This window comes from Microbacterium sp. F2, from assembly GCF_052274505.1.
Lineage (GTDB): Bacteria > Actinomycetota > Actinomycetes > Actinomycetales > Microbacteriaceae > Microbacterium.
Genome location: NZ_JBNVBV010000004.1, coordinates 168,074 through 189,713 on the forward strand (window position 1 = coordinate 168,074; position 21,640 = coordinate 189,713).

General features: G+C 66.6%; 20 protein-coding genes. 3 read left to right on the forward strand and 17 right to left on the reverse strand.

What is annotated here, in order from left to right; all coding sequences use genetic code 11:
* Complete coding sequence (gene pflA / locus ACQVDU_RS09800) at positions 1 to 813, forward strand: pyruvate formate-lyase-activating protein (RefSeq protein ID WP_300591475.1); 813 nt, start codon at positions 1 to 3, stop codon at positions 811 to 813.
* On the opposite strand, the gene dxr is transcribed toward pflA, so the two are convergent.
* Both dxr and ACQVDU_RS09810 read right to left on the reverse strand, forming a co-directional pair.
* The gene (dxr, locus tag ACQVDU_RS09805) at positions 807 to 1,892 is read right to left on the reverse strand and encodes a 1-deoxy-D-xylulose-5-phosphate reductoisomerase (protein WP_443477008.1); all 1,086 of its coding nucleotides are present in this window, start codon (positions 1,890 to 1,892) and stop codon (positions 807 to 809) included. The genes pflA and dxr overlap by 7 nt on opposite strands.
* A 47-nt stretch (positions 1,893 to 1,939) precedes the next feature.
* Positions 1,940 to 2,890, reverse strand: coding sequence for an FKBP-type peptidyl-prolyl cis-trans isomerase (locus ACQVDU_RS09810; RefSeq protein WP_443477009.1), 951 nt, complete (start codon positions 2,888 to 2,890; stop codon positions 1,940 to 1,942).
* 188 nt (positions 2,891 to 3,078) lie between these two features.
* Here ACQVDU_RS09810 and ACQVDU_RS09815 point away from each other — a divergent pair, with 188 nt between their 5' ends.
* The gene (locus ACQVDU_RS09815) at positions 3,079 to 3,795 is read left to right on the forward strand and encodes a lysophospholipid acyltransferase family protein (RefSeq protein WP_300591101.1); all 717 of its coding nucleotides are present in this window, start codon (positions 3,079 to 3,081) and stop codon (positions 3,793 to 3,795) included.
* 9 nt (positions 3,796 to 3,804) lie between these two features.
* On the opposite strand, the gene ACQVDU_RS09820 is transcribed toward ACQVDU_RS09815, so the two are convergent.
* Positions 3,805 to 4,287: an OsmC family protein gene (locus ACQVDU_RS09820; protein WP_300591099.1), complete on the reverse strand. Its 483-nt coding sequence runs from the start codon at positions 4,285 to 4,287 to the stop codon at positions 3,805 to 3,807.
* 53 nt (positions 4,288 to 4,340) lie between these two features.
* On the opposite strand from ACQVDU_RS09820, the gene ACQVDU_RS09825 reads away from it, so the two are divergent.
* Positions 4,341 to 5,330, forward strand: a complete 990-nt coding sequence (locus ACQVDU_RS09825) for an asparaginase (RefSeq protein ID WP_300591100.1) — start codon at positions 4,341 to 4,343, stop codon at positions 5,328 to 5,330.
* A gap of 6 nt (positions 5,331 to 5,336) precedes the next feature.
* On the opposite strand, the gene ACQVDU_RS09830 is transcribed toward ACQVDU_RS09825, so the two are convergent.
* The 14 genes from ACQVDU_RS09830 to atpB form a co-directional block, all read right to left on the reverse strand.
* Positions 5,337 to 8,138, reverse strand: a complete 2,802-nt coding sequence (locus ACQVDU_RS09830; RefSeq protein ID WP_443477010.1) for an FtsK/SpoIIIE domain-containing protein — start codon at positions 8,136 to 8,138, stop codon at positions 5,337 to 5,339.
* A 95-nt stretch (positions 8,139 to 8,233) separates the two neighbouring features.
* On the reverse strand, positions 8,234 to 9,010 hold the full coding sequence (locus ACQVDU_RS09835; protein WP_300594083.1) for a PP2C family protein-serine/threonine phosphatase: 777 nt from the start codon (positions 9,008 to 9,010) through the stop codon (positions 8,234 to 8,236).
* 106 nt (positions 9,011 to 9,116) lie between these two features.
* On the reverse strand, positions 9,117 to 11,138 hold the full coding sequence (locus ACQVDU_RS09840; protein ID WP_443477011.1) for an ABC transporter ATP-binding protein: 2,022 nt from the start codon (positions 11,136 to 11,138) through the stop codon (positions 9,117 to 9,119).
* Positions 11,135 to 12,868 (reverse strand): ABC transporter ATP-binding protein, encoded by a 1,734-nt coding sequence (locus ACQVDU_RS09845; protein WP_443477012.1) that lies wholly within the window; start codon positions 12,866 to 12,868, stop codon positions 11,135 to 11,137. The genes ACQVDU_RS09840 and ACQVDU_RS09845 overlap by 4 nt, the downstream gene beginning before the upstream one ends.
* Positions 12,869 to 13,053: 185 nt before the next feature.
* Entirely contained in the window at positions 13,054 to 13,725 is a 672-nt protein-coding gene (locus ACQVDU_RS09850; RefSeq protein WP_443477013.1) for a large exoprotein, read from the reverse strand.
* Between the two features lie 75 nt (positions 13,726 to 13,800).
* On the reverse strand, positions 13,801 to 14,586 hold the full coding sequence (locus tag ACQVDU_RS09855; RefSeq protein ID WP_331790435.1) for a YaaA family protein: 786 nt from the start codon (positions 14,584 to 14,586) through the stop codon (positions 13,801 to 13,803).
* Positions 14,587 to 14,715: 129 nt separating this feature from the next.
* Positions 14,716 to 14,976: a F0F1 ATP synthase subunit epsilon gene (locus tag ACQVDU_RS09860; RefSeq protein WP_292711937.1), complete on the reverse strand. Its 261-nt coding sequence runs from the start codon at positions 14,974 to 14,976 to the stop codon at positions 14,716 to 14,718.
* Positions 14,977 to 14,978: 2 nt separating this feature from the next.
* Complete coding sequence (atpD, locus tag ACQVDU_RS09865; protein ID WP_300594097.1) at positions 14,979 to 16,427, reverse strand: F0F1 ATP synthase subunit beta; 1,449 nt, start codon at positions 16,425 to 16,427, stop codon at positions 14,979 to 14,981.
* A 23-nt stretch (positions 16,428 to 16,450) separates the two neighbouring features.
* The gene (locus ACQVDU_RS09870) at positions 16,451 to 17,347 is read right to left on the reverse strand and encodes a F0F1 ATP synthase subunit gamma (protein WP_300594100.1); all 897 of its coding nucleotides are present in this window, start codon (positions 17,345 to 17,347) and stop codon (positions 16,451 to 16,453) included.
* 22 nt (positions 17,348 to 17,369) lie between these two features.
* Positions 17,370 to 19,007, reverse strand: coding sequence for a F0F1 ATP synthase subunit alpha (gene atpA / locus ACQVDU_RS09875; RefSeq protein ID WP_300594103.1), 1,638 nt, complete (start codon positions 19,005 to 19,007; stop codon positions 17,370 to 17,372).
* Between the two features lie 72 nt (positions 19,008 to 19,079).
* Complete coding sequence (locus ACQVDU_RS09880) at positions 19,080 to 19,868, reverse strand: F0F1 ATP synthase subunit delta (RefSeq protein WP_443477014.1); 789 nt, start codon at positions 19,866 to 19,868, stop codon at positions 19,080 to 19,082.
* Positions 19,868 to 20,422 carry a F0F1 ATP synthase subunit B gene (locus ACQVDU_RS09885; RefSeq protein ID WP_443477015.1) on the reverse strand — a complete coding sequence of 185 codons (555 nt, stop codon included), beginning with the start codon at positions 20,420 to 20,422 and terminating at the stop codon, positions 19,868 to 19,870. The genes ACQVDU_RS09880 and ACQVDU_RS09885 overlap by 1 nt, the downstream gene beginning before the upstream one ends.
* A gap of 28 nt (positions 20,423 to 20,450) precedes the next feature.
* Positions 20,451 to 20,684, reverse strand: coding sequence for an ATP synthase F0 subunit C (gene atpE, locus ACQVDU_RS09890; RefSeq protein WP_292711925.1), 234 nt, complete (start codon positions 20,682 to 20,684; stop codon positions 20,451 to 20,453).
* Positions 20,685 to 20,727: 43 nt separating this feature from the next.
* On the reverse strand, positions 20,728 to 21,519 hold the full coding sequence (atpB, locus tag ACQVDU_RS09895; RefSeq protein WP_292711923.1) for a F0F1 ATP synthase subunit A: 792 nt from the start codon (positions 21,517 to 21,519) through the stop codon (positions 20,728 to 20,730).
* Positions 21,520 to 21,640: the final 121 nt, after the last annotated feature.

Sequence of the window (21,640 nt, forward strand, 5' to 3'; positions counted from 1 at the left end):
ATGACCGCCGTCGCGCTTCCGCAGCCGACGGTCCACGCGGGCCGCCTTGAGACGCACCACGCGCGTCTTGAGGCGGCCCGCGCCGGCGAGGTGGGAAGCGTCCACTCCTGGGAGCTCGTCACCGCCGTCGACGGGCCGGGTACCCGAATGACGCTGTTCCTCTCCGGCTGCCCGCTGCGGTGCCAGTACTGTCAGAACCCCGACACGTGGCTCCAGAAGGATGGAACGCCCACGACGCTCGCCGAGATCGTCACCCGCATCCGCCGCTACGCCGGCGTCTTCCGGGCCACCGGCGGCGGATTGACGATCTCGGGCGGCGAACCGCTGCAGCAGTCCGCGTTCGTTGCCCGCATCCTTCACGAAGCGGCTGCAGAAGGCATCCACACCGCCATCGACACCTCGGGCTACCTGGGTCGCAACGCGTCCGACGCGATGCTCGACGATGTCAGCCTCGTGCTGCTGGACGTGAAATCCGGCATCCCCGAGACCTACCGCACGGTCACCGGACGGGAGCTGCAACCGACCATCGACTTCGGTGATCGCCTCGCCGCCCGGGGAATTCCCACGTGGATCCGCTTCGTTCTCGTGCCGGGACTCACGGATGCCGAAGACAACGTCGACGCCGTTGCTGGTATCGTCGCGCGGTGGTCGAACGTGGAGCGGGTCGAGGTTCTCCCGTTCCACCAGATGGGCGCCTCGAAGTGGGACCGCCTGGGGCGTGCGTACAGCCTGGCTGAGACCCGCGCCCCGGAACCGGAGCTGATCGAACGCGTTCGCCGGCAATTCCGCGCGCGCGGCCTGACGACCTACTGACCTGACCGCACGAGCTCGGCCGCCCTGCGCCGGGCCCACTGTTCGGCCTCCGCGAGGCTCTCGCGGGTGAGCGATGACGGCGCATCATGGGCATCGACGACCCGCTCGACGGTCACGAGGATGTCGAGGAATCCGATGTCCCCGTCGTGGAAGGCATCCACAACTACCTCGTTTGCAGCATTGAAAACCGCCGGATACGTTCCGCCTGCGCGCCCCACGCGCTTTGCCAACGCGACGGCAGGAAAGGCTTTCTCATCCAGTGGCTCGAAGCTCCAGGTGGTGGCGACGCTCCAGTCGATAGGTGCACCGACTCCGGCGATGCGATGCGGCCAGTCCAGGCCGAGCGAGATCGGGAGGCGCATATCGGGCGGGGATGCCTGGGCGATCGTGGAGCCATCACTGAACTCCACCATCGAGTGGACAACCGACTGCGGGTGCACCACCACGTCGATCTGTGCGTAGGGCACGTCGAACAGCAGGTGCGCCTCGATCACCTCGAGGCCCTTGTTGACCAGGGTCGCCGAGTTCGTGGTGACCACCCGGCCCATGTTCCAGGTCGGATGCGCCAGCGCCTCGGCGGGCGTCACCGACTCCAGCGCTTCGCGGGAACGGCCACGGAACGGGCCGCCTGACGCGGTCAGCACCAAGCGGCGGACCTCTGCCCGCTCGCCGGAGCGCAGGGCCTGGGCGATCGCAGAGTGCTCGGAATCCACCGGAACGATCTGCCCCGGCTGCGCGAGCGCTGTCACCAGTTCGCCGCCGACGATGAGCGACTCTTTGTTCGCCAGCGCCAGCGTCCGCCCCTCCTCCAGCGCGGCGATGGTCGGCCCGAGGCCGACCGATCCCGTGATGCCATTGAGGACGACATCAGCCTCGACATCCCGAACCAACTGCTCTGCCTCACGGATGCCGACAGCCGTGCTCTCAACACCGAACTCGCGGGCCTGCGCCTCGAGGACCTTGCGCTGACTCCCGGTCGCCAGACCGACGACCTCGAACCGGTCCCGGTTACCCCGAATGACGTCGAGTGCCTGCGTGCCGATCGACCCGCTGGAGCCGAGAATGATGACGCGGCGCATGCCCTCAGCCTATCGAGGGCCTCGCGCTGCGCCGCGTCGGGACGTGCTCAGCCCGCCGCGGGCTCGGTCGAGATGATCTGCACGACGAAGACGAGAGTCTCGCCGGCCAGCGCGTTGGTGTTGGTCACTGATGCTTCGCCGTATCCACACAGGGGCGACATCGAAACGAGGACGGTCGAGCCGACCTTCTGCCCCTCAAGTGCTCGCTGGAAACCGGACACGACCTGCGTGGTCTGGAAGGTCGCGGGCGAGCCCTTCTCCCAACTGGAGTCGAAGACGGTGCCATCGCTCCACTTCACGCCGGTGTAGTTGACCGTAACGCTGTCACCGGGCTCGACGACGGCTCCGTCGCCCTCCGTGAGAACGTCGACGACAACACCGCTCGGCGGGTCGGATGCGGGGATCGCGATGGCGGGTGCACCGCTCTCGTCGAACGTGACGGTCGGCATCGCGGCGTCTGCGTCCACGACCTGGCACCACTGATCGGCCGGCGTGACATCGAGCACATCGAGGACGTAGACCTGCGCTGCAGTCTCGCCCTGGCCAGGAACTGCCAGAACGATCCGCGATCCCGCCGTTGCGCATCCGAAGAACTCATCGATACCCGTGCCGACCTCCACCGGAATCGGCGCGAGCGGCGCGGCCTCGTCATACCCCGCAGAATCCACCTGAGCTCCCGTGTCACCGTCGAAGACGGTAAGGGCGTACGAGACATACGCCCCGTCGGTCAGGGCGGTTCCGTCGCCGGTGATGGCGACCGTCCGCTGCAGTGCCTCAACAGCGATCGGGGTCGAGAACGAGGCGGAGGGGACCTGTCCGAACTCGCCCTCGACTGTCACGGACTCGGAAACGGGGCCCGACTCTGCAGCTGCCGCGCAGAGTCCACCGTTATCGACGGTTGTCGCCGTCGGGTCGCTTTCGGCAGCCGATGTACAACCAGCGAGAAGTAGTGCCGCGGTCGCGGCGACGGTCAGGGCGAGAAGGGAGCGTGAGCGCACAATGATCCTCTGCTGTGGGCGGATCCCCCATCCTTTCGCACAATTCCTCTGTCTCCGCTGGGAATCGCACTCTCCGCGCCATTCCGATCGGGGAATGAAAGCGGCGGTAGCCTCGACGGGTGACCGTCGACCCCACCGCCCCCGCAGCCGAGGAGCCCGTGTCTGACGGCACTCGGACCCGTCGACGCATGGGTGTCGCTTACGTACTCGGACGTACGGTGATCACGCCGCTTGCACGTCTGATCTATCGACCGCGCGTCGAAGGCAAGCATCTGGTACCCCGGAGCGGACCCGTCATCTTCGCGAGCAACCATCTCTCCTTCATCGACTCGATCGCCATCCCGGTCGCGGCACCGCGTCGGGTTCACTTCCTCGCGAAGTCCAGCTACTTCGAAGGCTCAGGTCTTTCGGGGTGGGCATCGCGCCAGTTCTTCACGTCGATCGGAGCGATTCCGGTTCGTCGTGGCGCAGGTCAAGCCGCCCTCGATGCCCTGGATCAACAGCGCGCCCTCCTCGAGGCGGGGAGCGCCGTCGCGCTGTATCCGGAGGGCACACGCTCGGTCGACGGTCGCCTCTACAAGGGGCGCACGGGAGTCGCCTTCCTGGCGCTCCAGACCGGCGCACCCGTCGTTCCCGTGGGCCTCATCGGCACGGACAAGGTCATGCCGAAGGGTGCGACCGTGCCCTCCCCGAAGCACCGCATCACTGTCAAGTTCGGTGAGCCGCTGGATCTGTCCCACCATGGCCACGCTTCCTCCGGTCGCGCCCGCCGAGGCGCAACCGACGAGATCATGGCCGCGATCCATGCCCTGTCGGGGCAGGAACTCGCCGGCGCCTACAACGAGGTCCAGCCGCAGTCGCCGATCGAACGCATCAAGCAGGCACTCCCCCACGAGCGCCGCTGACCGGCGGGCTCAGGTATCGAGCCCTACCACGAGTGTCGTGGGGCGATGGTGGACCGGAAAGTTCACCGAGTTCGCAATGAAGCACCACTGGTTGGCCTGATGGTGGGCAGCCTCGGCGGCGGATCGCATCGACTCGTCAGCCACCGTAACGACGGGGTGCAGCGTCACCTCACGGAAACTGCCGCCACCGCGACCGTCCTCCACCATGACTCCGGTCGCGGTATCCCGATACGCGACCACCACGACCCCGGCCTGAACGGCCGCGTGCAAGTAAGACAGCAGGTGGCACTCGCTCAGGGCCGCAACGAGGAGATCCTCCGGGTTCCACCTCGACGCATCCCCACGAAACGGCTTGTCGCTGGAGACCAGAAGCTCCGGCTTCCCCTCGATCTGCAGCGTGACGTCTCGGGCGTAGTCGCGGTAACCAGCGGTGCCGACACCGCGGTTGCCGGTCCATTCGGCGCGAACGGTGTACTCGTGTTCACCCAGCATGGGCCCAGTCTGGCATCGCTGTTCACGCTGGCGGCCCCGGATAGGCTGTGGGAGTGCCTAAGACGTTCCCTGTTGCCGCTGCCGTCGAGCTCGCACGGGTGGAGCGAGGCGGATTCGTGGAGTCACGCCATGCCGGGGCCGCGATCGTCCTGAATCCCGATGGGCAGGTCATCGAGAGGCTCGGTGACACCGATGCACCCATCCTTCCGCGGTCGTCCCTGAAGCCGATCCAGGCGCTGGCATGTCTCGCGGCGGGGGCACAGCTCGAAGGTGAGACGCTGGCGCTCGCGACCGCCAGCCACGCGGGAACCGACCGGCACGTCGCCGTCGTCCGCGACATCCTCGACGCCGCCGGGCTGGACGAGCGGAGCCTCCAGTGCCCGCCTGCCTGGCCGTCCGATACGACCACACGCGATGCCCTGGTCCGCGCCGAAGGAGAGCCCGAGAGGCTCCGCATGAATTGCTCGGGAAAGCACGCGGCAATGCTCGCGGCGTGCGTCGCACAGGGGTGGGACCTTGCCACCTACCTCGACCCGGAGCATCCGCTGCAGGTTCAGATTCGCGAGCTCGTCGAGCGGCTGACCGGAGAGCGCGTGCAGGCATCCGTCGTCGATGGATGCGGCGCTCCCGTTTTCGCCCTCACGCTGTCGGGCCTTGCCAAGGCAGCGCACCGGATCGGCGGTTCCTCGGAGCGGTCGCCGTTCGCGCTCCATCGCAATGCGGCGGCGCTGGTCGCGGCAGTGCGCCGGCATCCCTGGACGATCGACGGTCCCGGCCGGGCCGACACGATCACGATCGAACAGACCGGGGTCTTCGCGAAGGGCGGTGCCGAGGGCGTGATGATCATGGTCGCGCCGGATGGGACGACGGCAGCGCTCAAGATGCTTGATGGCTCGGCGCGGGCCACATCCATCGTCGCGCTGCGTCTTCTCGAGCGAGCTGGTGCGCTGAGGGCCGCCGACGTCTCGCGTGCTCGGGACGAGCTGCCGCTGCGGGTGCGCGGCGGCGAGCGCGACGTCGGCGTGATCTCCCCTGCCTTCTGACCTCGATCATCCGAGGCGTACCCGCCTGACGTCGCGTCCGGGCTCGAGGAGCCATCCGCGCGGAGCCCCCGGAAGGCACAGCGGAGGAAGGTCTCGTCGTCCGGTGAGGATGCGGTACTCCCCCGAGCATGACGGATCGATCAAAAGCGGGCCTTGTGCGCGCAGGGTCGTGAGCGCGGCCCAGAATCGCTGCCACTGCTCGGGTTCAGCACGCACGACAAGCGAGCGTCCCGGTTCAATCGTCGGCGGGAAGACACCGCCGAGTGCGTCATCGGGGCTCCTGATCTCCACGCCGTGAGCCATCCACTGCTCGTGAATGCGCTCGGCGCCAAGGGTAGCGCGCGTAACCCAACACGTCAGTCCAGCGGGCGGCTGCCAGAGGGAGGGATGCGGCGCTTCTCCGCTCCGCGCAGAAGTTTCAGCCCGGAACACCTGTACGAGCGTCCCGCCGAGCCGGCCTCGACCCGGCGGAGCTGTGGGGTCGTGGTGGCTCGGCGCGCCGCCGGCGGCGAGGTAGTCGGTGCGTTGGGCGTGGCGAAGCAGGAGCCGGCGCGGCATCAGGTCGGCGATGCGAGCGAGCGGCGCCGTGAGGCGTTCCAGACCGAGCAGGAAGGGACGTCCGTCCCCAGAAGAGCGGACTATCGTTTCGAGGAGGCCGGCGGCTGCGTGGGCATAGTCCGGTGGAAGCGCCGCCAACAGGGCGTCGGCCTCATCCACCACGACGGCGCCGTGCCGTGAAACCGCAACGCGGTTCAGGTCGTCCCAGGCTGCTTCGAGATCACCCGCATCTATCCATGCATCCGCCCGATCCAGCTGCGCCGCGAGGGTATGCAACGCCGTGGTCACTCCCGAGCCCGCGGTGCCGATGACGCACAGTCCCCTTTCGGACCGCGCCAGCCCGATAGGCTCCTGGCGCTGCAGGTGAGGCTCGTCAGCGATGCCGATGAGCAGCACCTCGTCGTCTCCATCGCGACGGGGAAGCGGGACATCGGCCGGGAGGGGTTCGAGCCACGGCGCCTGCACCGGTGAACCGTGGGCGCGGGCAGCGAGCTCAGACACGAACTCGTCGTCTGCCACCGCGACGCGAATCGGCACCGGACGCTCGTCTCCCGCCCGTCTCACCTGAGCTGTGCCTGCGCGCGCTCCGGCCGGCATCCGGTGGGCGGCGTCATCTCCGAGCATCAGACGGCAATCGGCGGCATCGGCGGCTCGCAGAACGACGCGCAGCAGACAGTTCGCCAGGAGCGCCTCTCGAAACACCCCGGTGGCGCGCTGCGTGCCGAGGATGACGTGGATGCCCAGCGCCCGCCCCCGCGCCGTGAGGTCGATGAAGAGGTTGGCAAGCTCGCCGTGAGAGCTCAGCAGCGTGGCGAATTCGTCGACGACCACGACCAGTCGCGGGAGGTCGGTCGTCCCCTCGGCGATGTCCCGGATGCCTGCTGCCGCGAGCACACCCTCCCGGCGACGCACCTCCGCCCGCAGGCTCTCAAGACCGCGCGTTGCCTCAGCCGCACCGAGGTCGGTCAGTACACCGGTGACGTGCGGGAGACTCCGAAGGGACGAGAAGGCGGTGCCGCCCTTGAAATCGGCGAGGACGAACACGACATCCTCGGGCGTGTAATGCGCCGCGAGGGAGGCGACCCAGGTTCGTAGCAGTTCGCTCTTGCCGCTGCCGGTCGTACCGACCACCAGCGCATGCGGTCCGTCGCTGACCAGATCGAGGCAGAACGGTCTCGCACCAGACCTGCCGATGACACCCGCGAGCGTCCGCGAACCCGCGACGGGCGGTACCGCGGGGCGGGTGTCGAGCAGACTACCGAGCGCCAGCTGGCCGTCATCCGGCGCCGTCGGCGCACTCTTCGCGCGCAGGGAGCGGGCCAGAAGGCTCGCCTGGAACTCCGAGAGGACCTGCGGATAGACCTCGAGCGTGGCCTCACCGGTGTCCAGTGTCGCGTGCGCTGCTCCGGTGTCCGTCTGCCCGACGAGCATCCGAACCGCAGCGCCACCCCCGTTACCGACGAGGATCGCGGCGTCGGCCGCTCCCTCGGCGCGGTCCCATCCACTCGACAGGCCCAGCGCGACGCGGCGCTGACCTGGGGTGACGCGGTGCGGAAGCTCCTCGACCCAGGCGAACCCCTCCGGAACATCGCCGACGATCTCGAGCCGACCCGGCGGATGGACCAGACAGAGTTGCACGATCATCGCGCGCACGACACCGGCAACGAGCGGCTCCGGCCCGTCCACTCCGAGGCTGCCACGCAGCGGCACCACGATCGGAGCATCCCGCACCGTCGGCCTGGACGCGCCGAGCGCCGTCGTGGCGCTCTCGGGCGCGGACCCCTCGGCGCGGAGGCTGGTCACCTGCGCGGCAGTCAGTTCCATCGGCACGTCGCCGCTTCCCACCACCAGGTGCCCCTGGCGACCGAGGACTTCTCGCCAGACTTCTGCCGGTTCGTCAAGAAGGCGGCGGATGTCGGGCGAGCTCCGCCACGCACGGTCGCGTTCATGAGACACCGCCTGCTCGATCGCCGCACGCAGCGAGGCCGAATCCGCCTCGGCTATGGCATCGTCCCGGCGCCCCGCACGCCGTGCCGCCCACATGCGGTCGCCGAAGCCTGCTACTGCCATGAGTGGCGCAAGGGCGGCGAACCACAGACTCAGGACAGACCCGGTCACCACCCACAGGGCCACTGCCCCAAGCACCGGCACCGCCGTCGCGAGAATCGGAAGACCTGTCGCGCCGCGAGCAGGGCCGCGCGAGCGCTTCACGGATGACCGGCGAGGTGCGGTGCCAGACGATGAACGCATGACCCCAGCCCATCATTGGCTCCAGCGCGGTCACGGTACCGGGCCTGCCATCCGGCGCGACCGGAGAGAACGCGGTGTTGGGGAGGAGCGGAGCCTCAGGCGCCGGGGACGCGAGCGACGTTCACGACGACGATCGATATGTTGTCTCGTCCGCCGTTCTCGAGTGCGGCATCAAGCATCGCTTCGACCGCCGCCGCCGGCTCGGGGTGCTCGACGAGGAAGTGCTGAATGCCGAAGTCGGTGAGCTCCTTGGTCAGTCCGTCGGAGCAGATGACGAATCTGTCGCCGTCGACGACGTCGAGACGAACGTAATCGGGTGTGACGCTCTCGCTCGGCCCGAGAGCCCGAGTGATGACGTTGCCGTACGGGTGGTTCTCGGCCTCTTCCGGGCTCAACCGCCCCGAAGCGATGAGCTCCTGCACGACCGAGTGGTCTGTCGTGACCTGAACGATCGCGCCATCGCGCAGCAGGTAGACCCGCGAGTCCCCGATGTTGAGGGCGACCCAGGATGCCTCAGCCCCCGACACATCCAGAAACAGCCCGGTCACGGTCGTGCCGGTAGCCTCGTCGGTTGCTTCCGGGCGAGCGGCAATGTCTTTCACCGCTCGCGCGAGGGCCTTCTCGATCGCTTTCGTGGAGACCGAGCCTGTGTCGGCAACCGCGTGAAGACGTTCGACAGCGCTCGCGCTGGCGATCTCACCACCGATGTGGCCGCCCATTCCATCGGCGACGACGAACAGCGGGTACTCCGCGAGGACGGCATCCTGGTTGACCTCACGCCGACGGCCGGTATCTGTCACCGCGGCCCACGCGAGCTCGAGGCGATCGCGTGCCAGGTCAACGGTGCGGGAATGGGCGGAAACCTCGGCCACGCGACCCTTTCCTCGTCGTTGTCGGTATCGGCGCCAGGCACCGACCGTCACATCCTAATCGAACGTCAGGGCCCGAGCGGGGACATACCGCGCCGGCGATGCGCCGTCATCCGTTCACGCTGGGCTCGGCGCCCTCATCGGCGGGAGCCTCGAACTGTGCGTTATAGAGCGCCCAGTAGGCCCCCCGCGCACGCAGCAACTCGTCGTGCGTCCCTTGTTCGACGATCGCACCGCTCTCCATCACCAGGATGAGGTCGGCATCCCGAATCGTCGAAAGACGGTGCGCGATGACGAACGAGGTGCGGTCACGGCGCAGTCGAGACATCGCGCGCTGGATCAGCAGCTCCGTGCGGGTGTCGACCGACGAGGTTGCCTCATCGAGAATCAGGATGCGCGGATCCGCGAGGAACGCCCGCGCGATTGTGACGAGCTGGCGCTCACCGACCGAGAGATTCGTCGCCTCATCATCGAGCACCGTGTCGTACCCGTCCGGCAGAGCATGAACGAACCGGTCGACATATGCCGCGGACGCCGCCGCCACGAGCTCTTCCTCGGTCGCGTCCGGCCTCCCGTACGCGATGTTCTCTCGGATCGTGCCCGCGAACAGCCACGTGTCCTGCAGCACCATGCCGGTGCGCGCCCGGAGGTCATCGCGCGTCATCCGTCGAGTATCGAGACCGCCGCCTGGAAGCCCCGCCGCGGTGTCGAGCAGGATGCCACCCTCATCCACGTCGTAGAAGCGCATGACGAGGTTGACGAGCGTCGTCTTTCCCGCGCCCGTGGGTCCCACGATCGCGACCGTGCTTCCGGATGCCGCGCGCAGGCTCAGATCATCGATCAGCGGCGTGTCGGCGGCATAGCGGAATGACACGTCGCGGAATTCGAGGGTGCTCGCGTCAGCCGGAACGGTCTCGGCGGGCTGCGGATCGTCGGTCTGCTCGGGCTCGTCGAGCAGTTCGAACACCCGCTCGGCGCTGGCCACCCCCGACTGCAGCAGGTTCGCCATGGATCCGAGTTGACTGAGGGGCTGCGTGAACTGTCGCGAGTACTGGATGAATGCCTGCACGTCTCCGATCGAGAGCATCCCGCCGGCAACCTGCAGCCCGCCGACGACCGCAATGGCGACGTAGACGAGGTTCCCGATGAACATCATCGCCGGCATGATGATGCCGGACAGGAACTGTGCCCCGAAACTCGCGCGGTACACCTCCTCGTTCTCGGCAGCGAAGTCGGTCTCGGCCTCACGCTGGTGGCCGAAGACCTTGACCACCGAATGCCCCGAGAAGGTCTCCTCGATGCGGGCGTTGAGAACCCCCGTCGCCCGCCACTGGGTGACGAACAGCGCTTGGGAGCGGCGTGCGACGAGGACCGTGACCACGATCGTGAGGGGAATCGTCACCAGTGCGATCACCGCCAGCAGCGGCGAGATCACGAACATCATGACAAGGACGCCGATCACCGTCAGGAGCGAAATGACGACCTGCGACAGTGTCTGCTGGAGGCTTTGACCGATGTTGTCGACGTCATTGGTGACGCGGCTGAGCAACTCGCCGCGCTGCACCCGGTCGAAGTACGACAGCGGCAGGCGGTGGATCTTCTGCTCGACCTCGATGCGCAGTCGGTGCATCGCGCGCTGGACGACACCGTTCAGGATGCGGGCCTGCAGCCAGCCGAACAGGCTCGCGCCCACATACACGGCGAGCACGAGCAGCAAGAGTTGGCCGAGTGCAGTGAAGTCGATACCGGCGCCCGGGGTGAAGGTCATCGTCGAGAGGAGGTCAGCCTGCTCCTGCTGACCGTTCGCGATCAGCTGGTCCATGATCTGCTGCTGTGTGGTTCCCGGGGGAACATCCGAGAACTGCAGCGAGACGAACCCGGCGAAGACGAGGTTGGTGCCCTCCCCCAGGAGCTTCGGTCCGATCACCGACAGCGCAACCGAGAACACGCCCAACACGATGACCAGGATGAGCAGCGCGTTCTCCCGGCGCAGATGCGCGAGCAGGCGCTTCGCGCTCGCGCCGAAGTTCTGAGCCTTCTGGACGGGCATTCCCATCCCGCGTCCCGTGGGGCCACCGCCCATCGGGCCACGCGCGGGAGCCGCACCTGCAGCGGGGCGTGGCGCGCTCATGCTGCAGCCTCCGCCGAGAGCTGGGAATCGACGATCTCGCGATAGGTCTCGCAGGTCTCCACGAGGTCCTCATGTCTCCCGATGCCGACGATCCGACCGTGGTCGAGCACCACGACCTGATCGGCGTGCTGAATCGTCGAGACGCGCTGGGCGACGACCAACCGGGTAGCGTCGGGAAGCTCCGTGTCGAGAGCACGGCGAAGCGCGGCGTCCGTTCGCAGATCGAGGGCCGAGAACGAGTCGTCGAAAATGAAGATCGGCGGGTTCTTGACGAGCGCTCGTGCTATCGCGAGGCGCTGTCGCTGCCCACCCGAGACGTTCGTGCCTCCCTGCGCGATCGGAGCCTCGAGCCCGAGGGGGAAGGCCTCGACGAAGGAACGGGCCTGGGCGAGCTCGAGAGCACGCCACAGGCTCGGGTCGTCGGCGGCGGCATTCCCGTAGCGCAGATTCGACGCGACCGTTCCGGAGAACAGGAATGCCCGCTGCGGAACCAGCCCGATCCGCGCCCAGAGGTCATCGGGATCGTAAGAGCGCACGTCGACGCCGTCGACGCGCACCTCCCCCGCCGTCACATCGAACAAGCGCGGCACGAGCCCGATGAGCGTCGACTTACCCGACCCGGTCGATCCGATGATCGCTGTCGTCGTGCCCGGCTCGACGGTGAACGTGATGTCGTGAAGCACCGCATCCTGCGCACCCGGGTACGCGAAGTCGACGTGGGAGAACTCGACCCTGCCGCGAGGCGTCGGCGCGGTGACAGCCTCTGCGGGCGGCTCGACCGAGGGGTCCGTATCGAGGACTTCACCGATCCGCTGTGCACAGACCGCGGCGCGCGGAATCATGACGAACATGAAGGTCGCCATCATGACTCCCATGAGGATCTGCATGATGTAGGTGAGGAAAGCGAACAACGTTCCGATCTCGACGCCGTCGTTTTGCACCTGGAAGGCGCCGAACCAGATCACCGCAACGCTCGAGATGTTCAGCACGAGCATGACGACGGGAAACATCAGCGCCATGAGGTTGCCCGCGCGAAGTCCGGTCGCCATGACATCCCGGCTCGCGACATCGAAGCGCTGACGTTCGTGGTCTTCGCGGACGAAGGCGCGAACGACACGGATGCCGGTGAGCTGCTCGCGCATGATCTGGTTGACGCGGTCGATCCGCTGCTGCATGACCGTGAACGCGGGAACCATCCGCACCACGATGAGTGAGACCAGGATCAACAGCACCGGCACGGCCACCGCCATGAGCCACGACAGGCCTGGGTCTTGGCGAATCGCCATGATGACTCCACCGATCGCGAGCATGGGAGCCGAGACCATCAGCGTCGCGGAGACCTGCACCAGCATCTGAACCTGCTGGACGTCGTTGGTGTTGCGGGTGATGAGCGAAGGCGCGCCGAAGTTCCCCACCTCGCGCTGCGAGAACGCGACGACGCGGTGGAAGACGTCGGCGCGCAGGTTCTTACCCATTCCCATGGCGAGCCGAGACCCGAAGTACACGGCGATGACCGCGCAGACGACCTGTACGAGTGAGATGACGAGCATGAGACCGCCGGTCGACCAGATGTAACCGATGTCGCCGGTCACCACGCCGTTGTCGATGATGTCAGCGTTCAAGGTCGGCAGCAGCAGTGACGCGATCGACTGGGCGAGCTGAAAGACGATGACGGCGATGATCAGCGGCCACGCGGGTCGGAGATACCGCACCAGGAGGGTCCAAAGCACGAGGAGTTCCTTCCACCGGAAACGGACGGTCGGCTCCCCGCTGACACGTCCTCGCTGACGCTACGCCCGGCATCCGGCGGCAGGCAAATCACTCGGGTGCGCCGTCAGCGAACGCGCCAGAACACCACAACAGGACGAGTGAGGGGCCCCCACCATACGGTGGGAGCCCCTCACGTCGAGATGGATCAGGCCTTGGGCTCTTCCGGAGCCGCGGGCGGCTCAGGGCTTGCCGGCGGCTGCGCGGCGGGAGGAGCGTAACCCGTCGGAGGCGCCGGAGGCGCTGCATAGCCGGGGGCCGGGCTGGTGGCGGGGTTGGCAGGGTAGCCACCGGCAGGAACCTGCGAAGGGATGCCCTCCCAGTTCGTGCGATCCCCCAGGAATCCGTTGCCTGCCCACGGGGCCGCAGGGATCGCCGTGTTCCAGCGCGACTTGTCAAAGGCTGCGATACCGAGCCACACGATCGAGAGGAAGAAGTAGAGGATGAGCCATACGGCTTCCTTCTGCAGTTTCAGCCCCACACGCCAAGCGGCCATCAGCGTCAGGATGAAGGTCGCGAGCAGGATGAGCTGGCCGATGACCGGGATCCAGCCCAACAGAATCGACGCGCCGATGGCGTAGAGAAGCAGCCAGGGGCTGAGGTCCCCGAGCTTCAGGAAGATCATGCCGTTGTAGATCGGCACCCACGCGCGCCACTTGCCCTGCACGCCGGCCTTGTCAAAGACCCGCATCAGGAAGAAGGACGTGAGGACGTAGCCGGCAGCAGCGAAGATGATCCAGAAGAAGACGAGGAAGATCAGCAAGCCGATCGACCCGCCATCGTTGTAATAGACGACTGACGCGCCTACTTGTTCGAACATGAACGTTCCTCCCGAACGGTCAGGACCCGCACCTCGAGCTGGTGCGTGACGGGGCACTCGCCCGTTGCGTTCATGCTAGCGATCCTTGGGCGCCGCTGTCAGCAGATTCTCAGCATGAGGCACGATCAGCGCTATGGCGTCGCCGTCGCGGTCCGTCTCGAATCCGGCGCCGCTGGCCCATTCCATGAACTGTGCCGCGTCCGACAGGTCGGCGCCGGATTCCGCGAGAGCGCGGGTGAGTCGCCCCTTCGCGTTCTTGTTGAAGTGATTGAGAGCTCGTGTCTGCCCGTGCACTGCCCGCGTCAGAACTCGCACGTATGCGCTCCGCTTGGCGGGCCCAGCCCCGAGTGCGACGTAGGCTTCGGACCTCAGGTCAAGCACGAACCCGCGGGCGTAACGGTCGAGCGCTGCCGCGACGGGACCGGCCCAGAGCTGACGCTGCGAAGCGAGACCGGGAAGACGGATGCCAGCACCCAGCCGGTACGACGGAATGGGGTCCAGAGCACCGACCGGCCCGAAGGGCGCGGAATGGATCAGGACATGCTCGCCGAGCCACTGCCGCGCAGAGGCGTCCAGACTCGCGGCATCCAGAGCGTCGAAAAGCACCCCCGTGTACCGGTCGATCGCTGGCATTGTCGGCGACGTGCGCAGCGCACGATTCACCTCGATCTCACCGCGCTGCTTCGGGCCGAGCTTCAGCGCCCGTGCCGCAGCATCGGGGTCATCGCTGAGCGCGACCAGCGCCTCGATGACCGATTCGCGAATCGGCGTCAGCTCGGGAAGGGCCAGACGGGATGCATCCCACGGAACCCCCGCGCCACCAGCCCGCTTCGTCTCCGACGGCGGCAACAAAATCAGCACGGATGCACCTCACCGAGAACAGCGAGATCGCCGAGGGAGGACGGATGACGATGCACTCGTCCTACCTCGGCGATTCTTCCTACGCCCATGCGATGCGGCCGAGGCCGAGCGCTGGGGCGGATGCTGGTTTCAGGCGACGAGAGCGGCGTTGCCGGCCACGATCGTGACGACATCGCCCTCGATCGAGAGGAAGCCGTCTTGCGCGTTCGCGACGACTTTGCTGCCGTCATCCTTGGTGATGCGGACCTGACCCTCGGCGAGAATCGCGAGAACCGGTTCGTGTCCGGTCATGAAGCCGATCTCACCTTCGACAGTCTTCGCGACCACGAGGGATGCCTCCCCCGACCACACTTCGGCGTCGGCGGAGACGAGGCTGACGTGCAGCGGCATGATCAGCCGTTCTCCTTCTGGATCTGCGCCCAGCGCTCCTCGACGTCCGAGATGCCACCGACGTTGAAGAACGCCTGCTCGGCGACGTGGTCGAAGTCACCCTTGACGATCGCGTCGAAGGACTCGATCGTCTCCTTGATCGGGACCGTGGAGCCCTCGACACCGGTGAACTTCTTGGCCATGTAGGTGTTCTGCGAGAGGAACTGCTGGATCCGGCGCGCACGCGACACGACGACCTTGTCCTCTTCGGAGAGCTCGTCGACACCGAGGATCGCGATGATCTCCTGCAGTTCCTGGTTCTTCTGCAGGATCTGCTTGACGGCGGTCGCCACACGGTAGTGGTCTTCACCGACGTAGCGCGGGTCGAGGATGCGGCTGGTCGAGGTCAGCGGATCAACCGCGGGGTACAGACCGCGCGAGGCGATCGCACGCGAGAGCTCGGTGGTCGCATCCAGGTGGGCGAAGGTGGTCGCCGGCGCCGGGTCGGTGTAGTCGTCAGCGGGCACGTAGATTGCCTGGAGCGACGTGATCGAGTGACCACGCGTCGAGGTGATGCGCTCCTGGAGCACACCCATCTCGTCGGCGAGGTTCGGCTGGTAACCCACGGCGGAGGGCATGCGACCCAGCAGGGTCGAGACCTCGGAGCCTGCCTGCGTGAAGCGGAAGATGTTGTCGATGAACAGCAGCACGTCCTGCTTCTGGACGTCGCGGAAGTACTCCGCCATCGTCAGCGCCGACAGCGCGACGCGAAGACGGGTCCCCGGCGGCTCGTCCATCTGGCCGAACACGAGGGCGGTCTTGTCGAAGACGCCGGCCTCTTCCATCTCGTGGATGAGGTCGTTGCCCTCACGAGTACGCTCGCCGACACCGGCGAAGACCGAGACACCACCGTGGTCCTGCGCAACGCGCTGGATCATCTCCTGGATGAGGACGGTCTTGCCGACACCGGCACCACCGAAGAGGCCGATCTTTCCGCCCTGCACGTAGGGGGTCAGCAGGTCGATGACCTTGATGCCGGTCTCGAACATCGTCGTCTTGGACTCGAGCTGGTCGAAGGCCGGAGCCTTGCGGTGGATGCCCCACCGCTCGGTGATCTCGATCTTCTCGCCCGGCTCGGCGTTGAGGACCTCGCCGGTGACGTTGAAGACGTGACCCTTGGTCACATCGCCGACGGGCACCGAGATCGGGCCGCCCGTGTCACGCACTTCCTGCCCACGCACGACACCGTCGGTGGGCTTGAGCGCGATGGCGCGGATGAGGTCATCGCCCAGGTGCTGCGCGACCTCAAGCGTCAGTTCGCTGGACTCACCGTCGATCGTGATCGTGGTGCTCAGCGCGTTGTAGATGTCGGGGATCGAGTCATGCGGGAACTCGATGTCGACGACGGGGCCGGTGACGCGCGCGACGCGGCCGACGACCGCGGTCTTCTCGGCGGTTGCGGTGGGAGTCATGGTCATTCTCTTTCGTGTCAGGTCTACTTGCCCGACGCCAGAGCGTCGGCGCCGCCGACGATCTCGGCGATCTGCTGCGTGATCTCGGCCTGTCGCGCGTTGTTGCGCAGGCGGGTGTAGTCGGTGATGAGCTTGTCGGCGTTGTCACTCGCGGACTTCATCGCCTTCTGCGTCGCGGCGTGCTTTGCGGCAGACGACTGCAGGAGGGCGTTGAAGACGCGGCTCTGGATGTAGACCGGCAGCAGCTGGTTGAGCACGGTTTCGGCGTCGGGCTCGAACTCGTACAGCGGATACACCTGAGCGGATGCCGACTCCTCGGCCTCGACGACCTCGAGCGGCAGCAGGCGGACCTGCTCGGGGCTCTGGGTCATCATGCTCACGAAGCGGTTGTAGACGAGGTGGATCTCATCGACGCCACCCTCGTTGCCGCCACGGTCGTACGCATCCAGCAGAGCTGCCGCGATCTCTTCCGCGGTGTGGAAGTGCGGCGTGTCGGTGTCGCCCGTCCACTGTCCGGCGCTTGCCATCTTGCGGAACTGGAAGTACCCGACGGCCTTGCGTCCGACGAGATAGAACACCGGCTCCTTGCCCTGCTGGCGAAGCAGCTGCGCGAGCTCGAGACCCTCGCGGAGGATCTGCGAGTTGAACGCGCCGGCAAGTCCGCGGTCGGAGGCGAAGATCACCACGGCCGACCGCCGGATGACCTCACGCTCGGTGGTGAGCGGGTGATCGACGTTCGAGTGCGTGGCAACAGCCGACACCGCGCGGGTTACCGCGCGAGCGAACGGAGCTGACGCGCGCACGCGACCCATCGCCTTCTGAATGCGCGAAGCCGCGATGAGTTCCATCGCCTTCGTGATCTTCTTGGTCGTCTGGGCAGAAGAGATCTTCTGCTTGTAGACCCGGAGTTGTGCGCCCATGGTTTATCGCCCTCGCGCGGCCTTAGTGGCGGCCCTTGACGATCTTCTCCTGGTTGACGTCTTCAGCCTGTGCGGCGCCGACCTCTTCGTGGCCGGGCTTGGAGATCGCCTGACCCTTGCCGGAGCGGAACTCCAGCACGAAGTCGTCGACGACCTTCTCGAGCTCGGCGGCGGTGTCGTCATCCAGCACGTTGGTCTCGCGAAGACGATCGAGGATCGTCGTGTTCCGGCGCAGGAAGTCCAGCAGCTCACGCTCGAACGGCAGCACGTCCTCGACCTCGATCGTGTCGAGCTTGCCGTTGGTGCCGGCCCAGATCGAGACGACCTGCTCCTCCACGGGGTACGGCGAGTACTGCGGCTGCTTGAGCAGCTCGGTCAGACGCGCACCGCGGGCGAGCTGGCGACGGGATGCCGCATCCAGGTCGCTCGCGAACATCGCGAAGGCCTCGAGCGAGCGGTACTGCGCGAGCTCGAGCTTGAGCGTTCCCGAGACCTTCTTGATCGACTTCACCTGAGCGTCACCACCGACACGGGAGACCGAGATACCCACGTCAACAGCGGGGCGCTGGTTCGCGTTGAACAGGTCGGACTGCAGGAAGATCTGGCCGTCGGTGATCGAGATCACGTTGGTCGGGATGTACGCCGAGACGTCGTTGGCCTTCGTCTCGATGATGGGAAGACCCGTCATCGAGCCTGCGCCCAGCTCATCGGAGAGCTTCGCGCAACGCTCGAGCAGACGCGAGTGCAGGTAGAAGACGTCGCCGGGGTATGCCTCACGGCCCGGCGGGCGGCGCAGCAGCAGCGACACGGCACGGTAAGCCTCGGCCTGCTTCGAGAGGTCATCGAAGATGATCAGGACGTGCTTGCCGCCGTACATCCAGTGCTGACCGATGGCAGAACCGGTGTAGGGCGCCAGGTACTTGAAGCCGGCGGGGTCGGATGCGGGAGCGGCGACGATCGTCGTGTACTCCATGGCACCGGCATCCTCGAGCGCACCCTTGACGGACGCGATCGTGGAACCCTTCTGACCGATGGCGACGTAGATGCAGCGGACCTGCTTCTCGGGGTCACCCGAAGCCCAGTTGTCCTTCTGGTTGATGATGGTGTCGATCGCGATCGCCGTCTTGCCGGTCTGGCGGTCGCCGATGATGAGCTGGCGCTGACCGCGGCCGACGGGGATCATCGCGTCGATCGCCTTGATGCCGGTCTGCATGGGCTCGTGCACGCTCTTACGCTGCATGACGCCCGGCGCCTGCAGCTCCAGAGCGCGGCGGCCTTCGGTGGCAACCTCGCCGAGACCGTCGATCGGGTTGCCGAGCGGGTCGACGACCCGGCCGAGGTAGCCGTCGCCGACGGGAACCGAGAGCACTTCGCCGGTACGCGTGACCTGTTGACCCGCCTCGATGCCGGCGAAATCGCCGAGGACGACGACACCGATCTCGTGCTCGTCGAGGTTCAGGGCCAGGCCCGCGGTGCCGTCAGCGAAGGTCACCAGCTCGTTGGCCATCACGCCGGGGAGACCCTCGACATGGGCGATGCCGTCGGCGGCGTCGATGACGGTGCCGACCTCGTTGGCCGCTGCCCCGGAGGGCTCGTAGGCCGCGACGAAGTCTTTCAGCGCGTCACGGATGACGTCGGGGCTGATGGAGAGTTCTGCCATGGTCTTCCTTCGTTAAGGTCTTTCTCGGGTTCCGTGCGTCGGACCCGAAGTCTGCGCCTGTCGGCGTTGTCGTTAGCCGGCCAGTCGCTGACGGAGGTCTGCGAGCCGGGAGGAAACGCTCATGTCGATGACGTCATCGGCGATCTGCACACGCAGGCCACCGACCACCGTCGGGTCGATCACGGTGTTCAGGGAGATCTTGGTGCCGTAGCGACGGCTGAGCAGCTCGGTGAGGCGGCTCGCCTGTTCCGTGCTCAGCGCTGCCGCTGCGGTGACGGTGGCGACAGCGCGGCCGCGTTCGTCGGCGACGATGCGGATCGCACGCGACAACAGCTGACGTACGCGGCGTTCGCGCGGCTGCTGCACGAGCGAGGATGCGACCAGGACCGTCGCTTCGCTCGCCCGCCCGGTCAGGAGTTTCGCAACCAGGTCGCCCTTCGCAGAGGCATCACCGAGGCGGCTCCCGAGCGCGAGTTCGAGCTCGGGGTTCGCCGCGACCGTGCGGGAGAACTCGAACAGCTCGGACTCGACGTCAGCGTCCGACGCGATCGTGGCGGCGCGCACAGCGAGCTCTTCGATGCCATCGATGAGATCGGATGCCGATGACCACCGCTGCTGGACGGCGTTGGTGAGCAGGCCGACGGTCGCCGACGCCATCGAGGGCCCGAAGACATCGGTGATCACCTTCGCGCGAGCCGACGGAGCAGCTGCCGAGTCGGCCAGCGCGCCGCTGAGCTGCGAAGTCTGGCCGAGCTCGCGCGCGGCAACGAACAGCTCGCGGGCGACGGTCAGGTCGACGCCACGAGCCGCAGCCAGCGCCGCGGTCGTTTCCGCGAGCGCCTGATTCGTCGCGCTGCCCATTACTTGGCCGCCGTCTCGGATGCCTCAAGGTCGGCAAGGAACCGGTCGACCACGGCCTTCGCCTTGGCGTCGTCCGAGAGGGTCTCACCGATCACACCGCCGGCGAGGTCAAGGGCCAGTGTCCCCACTTCGCTGCGCAGCGACACGAACGTCGTCTGGCGCTCGGCGTCGATCTGCGCGTGCGCGGCAGCCGTGAGGCGCGTGGCCTCGGCAGACGCGGTCTCCTTGGCTTCGGCGACGATCTTCTTGCCGTCCTCGCGGGCGGCGTCGCGGATCTCGCCGGCCTCGCGGCGGGCGTCAGCCAGCTGCGCGGTGTACTCCTCGAGGGCAGCCTCCGCCTTGCGCTGTGCCTCGTCGGCCTTCGCAATGTTGCCTTCGATCGCCGCTGATCGCTCGTCGAGCAGCTTCTTCATCCGCGGGAGGGCGTACAGCCAGAACAGCACGAGGATGACGATGAAGCACACCGACGACCAGATGATGTCGTACCACGCCGGGATGAGGGGGTTGTGCGCAGCCCCCTCTTCGGCGGCATACGTGACAAGAGCCGTGAGCATCCTGTCTCCTTAAGGCTGGTGAGTCGGATCAGACGAAGATGAAGTAAGTGGCGATACCGATGAACGCCAGCGCCTCGGTGAAGGCGATACCGATCCACATCAGCACCTGCAGGCGACCGGCCAGCTCGGGCTGGCGGGCAACGCCCTCGATCGTCTTGCCGACGACGATGCCCACGCCGATGGCCGGGCCGATGGCGGCAAGGCCGTAGCCCATCGTCGCGACGTTGCCGGATACCTGGGCGAGAACCGTAGTTGCGTCCACGGATTTTTCCTTTCGGTTGAGGGCGGCTTTCGGGCCGACCCGCTTAGTGCTCTTCCGCCACCGCGAGCTGGATGTAAACCGCGGTGAGGAGGGCGAAGACATAGGCCTGGAGGACGGCCACCAGGATTTCGAACAGAGTGAAGACGAACCCGAACGCGAGGCTGCCAGCTGCCAGAGCCGACCACCAGCCGCCGAGGTCGAAGAGGAAGAACTGCGTCGCCGCGAAGAAGAGGACGAGCAGCAGGTGACCGACCATCATGTTCATGAGGAGTCGGAGAGTCAGCGTCACCGGACGGATGATGAAGGTCGAGATCAGCTCGATCGGGGTGACGATGATGTAGATCGGCCACGGCACGCCCGAGGGGAACAGCGAGTTCTTGAAGAAGTTCTTCGGGCTCTTGCGAATGCCGGCGTAGATGAACGTCACGTAGCTGATGATCGCGAGGACCAAGGGCACGGCGATCACGCTCGTCCCCGCGATGTTCATGAACGGAATGATTCCCGTGATGTTCATGAACAGGATCATGAAGAACATCGTCGTGAGGATCGGCAGGAACCGCTGGCCGTCCTTCTTGCCCAGCAGATCCTCGGCGATGTTCACCCGTACGAAGTCCAGGCCCATCTCGACCAGGCTCTGGAAGCGACCCGGCACGACCCGCATGCGGCGCGTGCCCAGCCAGAAGATCAGGACGATCGCGATCGTCGCAGCGAACTGGATCAGGGTGATTCGCGTAACCGCGAGCGCCTCGATCCCGAACAGGTGGAAGATCGGCTCCGGGAAGAACTCATCGACGGATGGTCCGTGGAATCCCCCGCCATCTTCGGCAGTGGACACGATAAGGCTCGCAGCTTGAGTAAACAGCGCTGGCTCCAGCTTCGGGGCACCGGGGATAAGCCGTTGCGACGATGGGCGATGAGTTTGGCGATCCCGGCAGCGCTCGTCAGGCGAACGGGCG